This is a genomic window from Holdemania massiliensis AP2, from assembly GCF_000327285.1.
Classification (GTDB): Bacteria; Bacillota_I; Bacilli_A; order Erysipelotrichales; family Erysipelotrichaceae; genus Holdemania; species Holdemania massiliensis.
Genome location: NZ_HE998572.1, coordinates 143,282 through 152,130 on the forward strand (window position 1 = coordinate 143,282; position 8,849 = coordinate 152,130).

The window sequence follows — 8,849 nt, forward strand, 5'->3', positions numbered from 1 at the left end:
CCATCTGCTTCAAGAATTACAGACACACCATTTAATTTACATAATCCTAAAAATATTAGACCATTTATGCTAGAATAATCTGTATTGAATGCCCATGTAAATTTCCTGCTTTTTAATACTTTTCTAATTGATATAATATTTTTTTATAATCATTTTCTAAAAAGAGACTTTCGAAATTTTTAAAATCATAATTAAACCAATTAGCATCTCTGTCTTCGCTTCTATTTCCTTCAAAAATAACAAACAATTCAACATATTTTCCTAGTTGATTAAAAAACTCTATACGATAAGGCGCTGGTAAATTTGTCAACCATAATATTTTTTCCATAAACTTTAAATACTTGCTCTTACTAAATTAGAGTTTATTATCAAGTATCCCTTTCTTCACTTTAAATTTTTTTGTGCTCTTTTGATTCATTGAGTTTATCCTTTTAATACATATATTTACAATTAGTCCAATTTTCACACTTTTATTCATTTTTGGCACAATCTAGTTCCAAAAGTTTATTCTTCACTTGAATAACATCTAATAAAATCGTATTATTGGACTAAATTTCTTAAATCTAACTCTATCCTGATCACTATCGACAAAGTATTTATCGCAAGGTACACGATAGAAATTTCCAAAATCAATTGTATGAACATATTCTTTCTTCATTTTTTAGCAATGTTTCATATAGTTTCTCTCTATTTCAGAATCCAATTATTCAATTCTCTCTTTTACAATTAAACAATTCTTTAATAACAGTTGCAAGAACTTTAATACTTCAAGACGTTTTTTTACACTAATAGATCACCACTATTATCATTTTCAAATGCAAATACAATTAGTTCAGCAGCTTCTTCATGAAATTTATGTTTATTATTATAATATAATCTACACATATCATCTTGTTTTTTTCTCATCTATTAAAAAAATACGTATTTCCTTTATTTCACTTTCTAAAAATCGATTTTCAACTGTATTTCCAAAACTACTTATGCCTCCTGTTATCATTATCACTTTATTCTTAAACATATTCCACTTTTAAGCTATACGCCCAGTTCTCCTTTCATCTTAATAAATAAGCTAGGTTAAATAGATTAATCACCCATTTAACGTTTACTAATTGATTATAACATTTTCCTGCTAATCTTTCATTAAATCTATCATTTTACGAGTTTGTATTACATTGTTTTTTTCTTTTAATATAAATTCCCGAGCCTTTAATCCAGTTTTTTTACGGGTTTCTTCCGACAAACTCAATACTTCATCTATTTTCTTTGACATTCCTTCAACACTTTCGTCATCAAACAGATATACATATTCATAATATTCCTCTGGCATTCCCACTAACTTTGTTGTTAATAAAGGTGTACCCGATGTCATATACTCCATATTTTTTGAAGGAAACGAATATTTTGTAAATTCTTCTTCTGATGGCCTAGGATTTATTAATAGATCAGAATTACTTTGATATACAAGCACTTCGTCATTCGGTTGAATGCCATGATATTGGATTTGTTTCTCTTTTTTTGCCACTTTTTCTATATAGCCAACTTCATCTCCTGAACCAAATATATGCAATATAATATTTTTATGTTTCAATAGCAATATTGCCTCAATTAATTTATCAACTCCATTTTTTTTGTTACAATTTCCTGCATACAGACAAATTTTTGCAGAACTAAATTTATTTTCTTCTTGTTTTTCAATAACTCGTTTGATATCTGATATTCCCTCAATTATTTTAAAAGGTTTTCCAGTTTTGTTTAATTTTAAGTTCATTTCTTTTGTCATGAAAACATAATGTGTGCACATTTGAATTACAAGATAATAAAGTTTTAAAAAAATTTTGGTACTTATTACATCTTCAGGTAAATCTGTAACAATACCTAATACTTTTTTTCCAAGTAATCGATAAGCAATTGCGCAGCCTAATGAATTAGGCATAGATAAAATATCACATACCATAAACGAACTAGATTCTTTACATGCAAAAAAAAGCCCTTTAAAAAAACTTAAAACCAAAATCAATAAATCTTTTATTATAGGAATGTTAAGTATAGGCAAATAATAAAATTTAACATTTTCTACCGAGTCGTTTCGCTCTATAATAAATATTTTTTGTGAAATAATTCGACTCATTGGCAAAGAAGACAAACATTGTACATTAATGCCGTTTAAACTTAGTCCTTCTACTAATAATCTATTAAATTTTTGAACTTGTATTCCCGGCTTCACCGCAGAATTCACATATAATTCTTTATACTTTACTTCGGAGCAAAGGTAAGATGTATAGATAACAGTTTTAGTCTTCATGTGGATATTCTCCTTTATCAATGATTCTAAATAATTCTAAATTAATGCTTTAAAATTAATTTATGCTATCCTTGAGTATTGTGCTTACAAATTTTATTATACACCTTAACCAGATCGCCAGTGTTTTTTTTCTGATCGAATTTTAATTTCATTTCTTTTCGAGCATTTAAAGACAAACTGTTTGCAATTTCTTCGTTTTGCATTATTTCCTGAATATAATGCGCAGCTAAGTATGGTTCATCAAATGGATAAAAATATAAACTCTCTTTATGTTTTCCGAAGCAACTGCTGCCACCTACATAGCTTGCTACACTTGGCACCCCTAAATACATGGCCTCAGCCAAAGAATTAGAACTATTTTCTATTGAAGAGGCACAGTAGAAAACATGGCTTTCTAAAAGCGTTCTCTTAACTTCTTCCTCCGTTAATAGCCCCAAAAAAACAACATTATTTTCTAAGCCGTATGACTTTATCAACTTTCTTATATAATTATTATATGACACCCCGAGCTTTATCGCTAAGGATGTTTGTTTTGTAATATCATCTCCACCTATACGACAGAGCACATCAGGCATAGTCTGCTTTAATAGTTTTAATGTTTCTAATATCATATGCATTGCTTTTAATGGATAACCTGCTTGTGAAACAAAAATAGTATTTCGTTTACATGTTTTTATCGTCCATTCTCCGGAATAAAAAGACGCTCTCAAAATTTCATTGACTTTAAAATATTCAATACGTGGATTCAAAATCTTAACCGCTGCATAATCCCAATCAGTACGACCTATGCAATATCTTGCTTTTTCATATACTTTTACTTCCTTTAGCCCTCGTTTAACAAAAACATTTTGATTTAATTTCATATAAATCGGCAATATTAAATTATAAGCTTTACTATACATATTATAATTAGCCAAATAATGAAAAGAACAAAAGCTAATTAAGCCTTGAATAGATACAACAGTTTTTGATAAATCCAGAATGCAAGCCACATCAAAGGCCCAGTCTTGTTCAGCTCCAAAAATATGATAAACATCATACTCATCACTTAATAGCATTTCTTTTAAACCTTTTACATTTTTATACGTGATGTGTTGATATTTTATCTTTTCAAAATGTGTTACCTTCTTATTATGCATCCCTTTTTCAAGTACGGAATAACTAATCGTAACATCATCCCTTTGGCTTAGGTTAATAGATATTCCTTCAAGCCACCCTCCGAATGGATCTGCCCTTAGACCAAAAACTTCTGCAATTTTTGGAGAAAATTTACTCGCCAATATTAAAATCTTCATTTTAATCCTTCTTTCTTACTAAACCCTTTCAAACATAACCCTTTTAATATGAGTATGCCATTATCTCTTAAATCCTTTATTATTAATTGGCTTAAAAAATTTGTTGCAAACTGAGTTAATAAAGTTGCTATTGCAGCCCCTTCTATTCCCCATATAGGTATAAAAATATAGTTCAATATAAAATTTGAAATAACGCCTACAAATGCAATCATTTTTTCGTATCTATACATATTTTCATTCATCATCCAAATATTTCTTGCTACACCTAGAAATGAAAACATGCAATACCATGATACAATTTTAAGAGGCGTGCTTGCATTAATATACGCTTGCCCATACATAATTTTTATAACAATGTCTCCAAAAAAGAATATGAATACGCCAAAAGCAATGCAGATCCATATTATTGCAGAATATAATTGAATAATTCTCTTCTTATAAATATATTCATTAGAAATTTTATTTTCAGTAATAACCGGTCTTGCAGAATCGATAATTGCCATTGGAATAAAGCTCCATATATTACATATATATATAGCTGTTGAATATAAACCAACAGATGTTTGATCAATCATCTGTCCTATCATCACTTTATCAATTTGAGAATAAAAAGCAACCATAATTCCAGAGATAATGAAATGCTTACTTTTATTAATTAATATTCTTCCTTCATCCTTCGATATATGAAAACGAGGACCCGCATTTCTACAATATATAATTATCAATATAATTATATAGCAAATCATTTCAAAAGAAGCTGAGAATGCAAACCAAAAAATGCTTTTTGCATTAACTAAAATATATATTTTATATAATGACACAATTAAGCACGCACTAATCTTGGCAATACTCACATATTTTGAGAAAAGTTTCGACTGAAACCAATAATTAAGTACATCAGCTGATTCAAACATTAGGGATAGTGATTGTAACATTGCGACAAAAATAATTGTTTTATCAAAACTATTAGTAATTGCAATAATCAATGTAACTGAAAATAAAGAAATTACACTCGACAAAAGCCTTAATAAAATGGATGTTCCAAGAATATTCCCCTGTTTAGTAGGATTTTTAATGAGCTCATTAATAATTATATTGTTGAGTCCCAAAGTGCATAAAGCACTTGCAAACGATAAATAAGATGCTGAATAATTGAGCACTCCGTAATTAGTTGGTCCAAGATAACGTGCAGTTAGCATACTTATTACGAAGGAAATTAGCATTTGAATTATTTGCCCTGAAATAATCCAAGCTGTGTTACTTATAAACCTATTATTAGTTTTTATATACACAATATCAATCCTTTCATGACTATCTAAAAATAATTTAAGTTCTTATCTTTACATTTACTACTTACTAACTGCACGAAGAAGTCCGAATCTTACTCAATTCTACTACAAGGGCCTTCTTTATAATCAACAATAACTTCTCCATTTATTATAGAATTAGATAAATTTAAAAAGCGTTGAGCAGCAACTTTAGAGTTCCACAGCTCTTGAATAACCTTATAGCCTTTGTAACTCATATCATTTCTGAGGGCTTTATTATTAATTAACTTTTTTACACTTTGATACAATTCTCGATCTCTTAAAAATGTAAAACCATTAACTCCATCTTCAATTAAAAATGGAACACTGCCAATACGGTTGCATGCAACAATAGCACATTGACTATTCATTGCTTCATTCAAAACAGCACCCCAACCTTCAAATCTATTACTAGTACATACAAATATATCAGTATTCATCATATAATTACGCACTTCTTCAGCTGGTAAAGCGCCTTTCCAACTTATATACTCTTCTAGGTTTCTATCCTTTATCATTTTTTTTATCTTTTGATCATAATCACCAGTTCCAATCATCGTTAAATGAAATTCTATTTTTTCTCTCTTTAATTTATTCGCCAGATAAATAACTTTTTCTGGGCGCTTAAATTTAATCATTCTTCCACACCACAATAACTCTACAGGGCTATTCTCGCTTTTACTTGCCGCATTATTTAGTAAAAATTCTGGAAAGTATCCCCAACGAAAACATCCGTTTATTTTTCTGCTAATTAACTTTAAATCTTTATGGACATACGCTCCAGCACATAAATAAAACAAATTCTTACCTGTATATCTCCGATAAAGCCTATAAAATCCTGGCATGAAGTAATAGTACCATTTTTTAAAGAGTCTTTCCGTATATTTAAATGTGATCTTATTTAATTTCATTCTCTCTGTTAAATAAAAAGTTGGCGCAGATCCATGTATCACTACATCAGATTCTACCACTAAATCAATAGCTTTTTGTTGATTTTCAGGCGAAGCATAGGCTGACAAACAATATGGAAAACGAAAATTCGAATCCCTATATCCAAGTGCTAGACGTTCCTTATTTATTGGTTCAGTTGCGACAAAGCAAAAATCATCTCCCAATATTTCATAGAATTCATTACAAAGAGGAATTTGGTGGTGATTTAAAAAATTCGAATAAAACGTTAGCTTCATATTTACCTCCATTAACAAGATGTGAACAAATCACAATATCACACTAAAATTTTTTCAATAACTTTAGCTCTAGAATCTAATATTAACATCCATTTAATATCGGAATATAATGCTAATATTATATTAATTACTTAAAACCTATATTAATCCATTAAACAAATTCATATATTTTCTTAGCATTATTTTTTTATCAAATGCCCGCGCTCGTGTCACACATTTATCTTCATTAAACTTTATATTTCGTTTTAATAAAGAGGGCACCTGTGCAAATTCTCCTTTTTCCAAAAGATAGCCACAGTCTTTAACTATTTCAGCACAGCCTCCTGTTCTATAAGAAATAATAGGTGTTCCACAAGCCAGCGCCTCAATATTCACTGTGGGAAAAGTATCTTGATAGGTAAAATTAACAAAATACTCAGCACTTGAATATATAAGTCTTAATTCTTCTATTGATTCTGTTCGTGGTAGGCAAATTATCTTTTTCTTAACTTTCTTTTTTTGTATTAAATTAGTTCCAACTAAAATTATTACGTACTCATCATCTAGCAGAGTACACAATTGTTGAAAATCTTCTAAACCCTTTTGTTTATTCCATACATTTGCTACGCCTAATAGAACTTTCTTGTTTTCAACATTTAATTTTCGTTTCCACTCAATTATTTTATTATGATTTTCTGGGAAAAATTTTTCTAAATTAATTCCATTATTGATAACATAATGGCTTTTATTTTTTAAAAAGGAATGACAGACTATACTGTCCATCCATTCTGAAGGTGAGATTAAAGTTAAATTTTTTATAGCTAGAAGTTTCTCTTTTTTTATCAAAAAATTTTCGCGATGGTTTAATGCAAAAAAACGATAGGGATAAACCTTCAGCACATTACATTTTCTACAATTATTTGTTTTCCATTCCTCGCAATTTATTTGTTCAAAATGAGAGCAAAAGCCTGTAAGCAACCAACAATCATGAAGCGTGATTACAACTTTTTTATTTTTTTAGTCAAATAATCAAGCAATACATCATAAGATAAATAAAACCCATGAATATTATGTAAATGTATAATATCTGGATCAAAGCTTTCTATTATTTTTATAATTCTTTTTGTTGCTAATTTATTATTTAAGCCATGTCTATCCAAGAGCAGGCTCATAATAACATCACTAATCATGATAATTGTATTACCAACATATTTTGCAGAATAATTTCCTCGTTTTCTCCCATAAATAACTTCAACTTCATTATTATGATTTACTAAGTAGTTTTGCAAATCTTCTACGATTTTTCCCGTACTTCCAAAATGATAAACTGAGTTTATTTCAAGAACCTTCATCCATAATCTCCTTTCTAAATATATTTTTTTCTCATTAATATTACAATATTTAAACAGTTCTTATTATTTAAATTTCCATACTGATTTGTTAATAATTTTAAAGATCGGTTGTTCTACAAACTTTTTTCTTCCATACTCAATGAAAGAACAAACGGTAAAAACTATGAAAACGCTAAAAATCATATGTGTTATCAGGTTAATTGAATTAGCATATATAGAATTATTTAGCAACTTACTCCACAACCATTCTCTGACACAAGGCGTTTCATAAATTAGGTATACCCCTAAAGTGCAAGAAGATATTTTATTAATATATTTATTGTAAAAAACCTTGGCGGAACTTGCAATAGCAAATAAGCTTATTGCAATACACAAAATCAAAATGGAGGATCTAGAATAAAAATAATTTGCTTGATATACAAGCGATGGGAATTTTAAACTTAGCAAATCAATACTTAAGGTTGAAAGTATCAATAGACCCCAACTTAAAATTAAGATATTCCAAGAATTCTTTCTATCGTATATAATATTATCATGATATTTTCTCATATATTGTCCGATACTATACAGCACTAAAAATTGACAAAGCTCATTTCCAAACATATCACTTCCAAATATGCTTCCAAAAAAAAGGGTAGGAATTAAATACCACAAAATCACAGCAATAATAATGAATTTTTTATATTTATTTCTATCTAAAGCATTTAAAAAAGCATTAATAAAGGGCGATATAATATACAAAACAAAATAGGCACTAACAAACCAGTATTCTTTAAAAATTATTGGAAATAACACTCTTAAGTAATCAAATTTATAAATTGTCAGGTTTTGAAATGTAGAAAAAACAAGAAATAATATGATTGAATAAAAAATAGTTTGAAGCCATATCTTTAAAAGTCTTTTAATGTCAAACTGTGCTTGATAATTATAATAACCAGTTATTAAAACGAATAAATTCACACCTAAATTTCCAAGCACAAAACTCTGAAGAATAAATTGATTCAATCCAAATTGCATATTCTCTACAGCGATCATGCCATGGAATGAATAATGCGAACACACTATAAAAACCATAGCAACAATTCTTAGAACTTCAACTGCTGAATTTCGTCTTGCTAAATTATTTTCTTCATCCTTCGCAATATTTATTTTCATTTGTTTTCCCTCCAGATTTTTAGAGATTAAATCTAGGAACATATTCATATTACATTTCTGCAAAAAGAATAAGTTTTTTCTTAAGCCTTTTCTCTTTAAATAGTATTCAAAAAAAACACATACCAAGCTTTTAATAAACAATCCATTTTCTACCTTAAGTAAAAGCACCAATAGAAATTAGATACTTACTACTTAAAGTGTATTTTAACATATAACATAAGAGAAAACAAAACAATAATTTTTTTGAGTTTCGGTATTTTGACTTAGATTTT

The 8,849-nt window shown here is 28.5% G+C and carries 9 protein-coding genes; all 9 read right to left on the minus strand.

The features are described 5' to 3' along the window. Window positions 1-112 precede the first annotated feature (112 nt). The 9 genes from BN162_RS17070 to BN162_RS17100 all read right to left on the minus strand — a co-directional run bounded on the left by BN162_RS17070 (window position 113) and on the right by BN162_RS17100 (window position 8,577). Window positions 113-328, minus strand: coding sequence for a hypothetical protein (locus tag BN162_RS17070; protein WP_040452456.1), 216 nt, complete (start codon window positions 326-328; stop codon window positions 113-115). A 558-nt stretch (window positions 329-886) separates the two neighbouring features. Further along, the gene (locus BN162_RS19330) at window positions 887-1,018 is read right to left on the minus strand and encodes a polysaccharide biosynthesis protein (RefSeq protein WP_020226351.1); all 132 of its coding nucleotides are present in this window, start codon (window positions 1,016-1,018) and stop codon (window positions 887-889) included. Window positions 1,019-1,129: 111 nt separating this feature from the next. Beyond that, a complete protein-coding gene (locus BN162_RS17075) occupies window positions 1,130-2,302 on the minus strand; it encodes a glycosyltransferase (RefSeq protein ID WP_020226352.1) in 1,173 nt (390 codons plus the stop codon). Between the two features lie 65 nt (window positions 2,303-2,367). Continuing rightward, entirely contained in the window at window positions 2,368-3,597 is a 1,230-nt protein-coding gene (locus tag BN162_RS17080; protein ID WP_020226353.1) for a glycosyltransferase family 4 protein, read from the minus strand. Continuing rightward, the gene (locus tag BN162_RS17085; protein WP_020226354.1) at window positions 3,594-4,889 is read right to left on the minus strand and encodes a flippase; all 1,296 of its coding nucleotides are present in this window, start codon (window positions 4,887-4,889) and stop codon (window positions 3,594-3,596) included. The genes BN162_RS17080 and BN162_RS17085 overlap by 4 nt, the downstream gene beginning before the upstream one ends. An 89-nt stretch (window positions 4,890-4,978) precedes the next feature. Continuing rightward, on the minus strand, window positions 4,979-6,091 hold the full coding sequence (locus BN162_RS17090) for a glycosyltransferase family 4 protein (RefSeq protein WP_020226355.1): 1,113 nt from the start codon (window positions 6,089-6,091) through the stop codon (window positions 4,979-4,981). A 138-nt stretch (window positions 6,092-6,229) separates the two neighbouring features. After that, on the minus strand, window positions 6,230-6,970 hold the full coding sequence (locus tag BN162_RS18185; protein WP_020226356.1) for a glycosyltransferase: 741 nt from the start codon (window positions 6,968-6,970) through the stop codon (window positions 6,230-6,232). A gap of 98 nt (window positions 6,971-7,068) precedes the next feature. Next, window positions 7,069-7,422 carry a glycosyltransferase gene (locus BN162_RS18190; RefSeq protein WP_020226357.1) on the minus strand — a complete coding sequence of 118 codons (354 nt, stop codon included), beginning with the start codon at window positions 7,420-7,422 and terminating at the stop codon, window positions 7,069-7,071. A gap of 63 nt (window positions 7,423-7,485) precedes the next feature. Further along, window positions 7,486-8,577, minus strand: coding sequence for an acyltransferase (locus tag BN162_RS17100; protein WP_020226358.1), 1,092 nt, complete (start codon window positions 8,575-8,577; stop codon window positions 7,486-7,488). Between the last annotated feature and the right edge of the window lie 272 nt (window positions 8,578-8,849).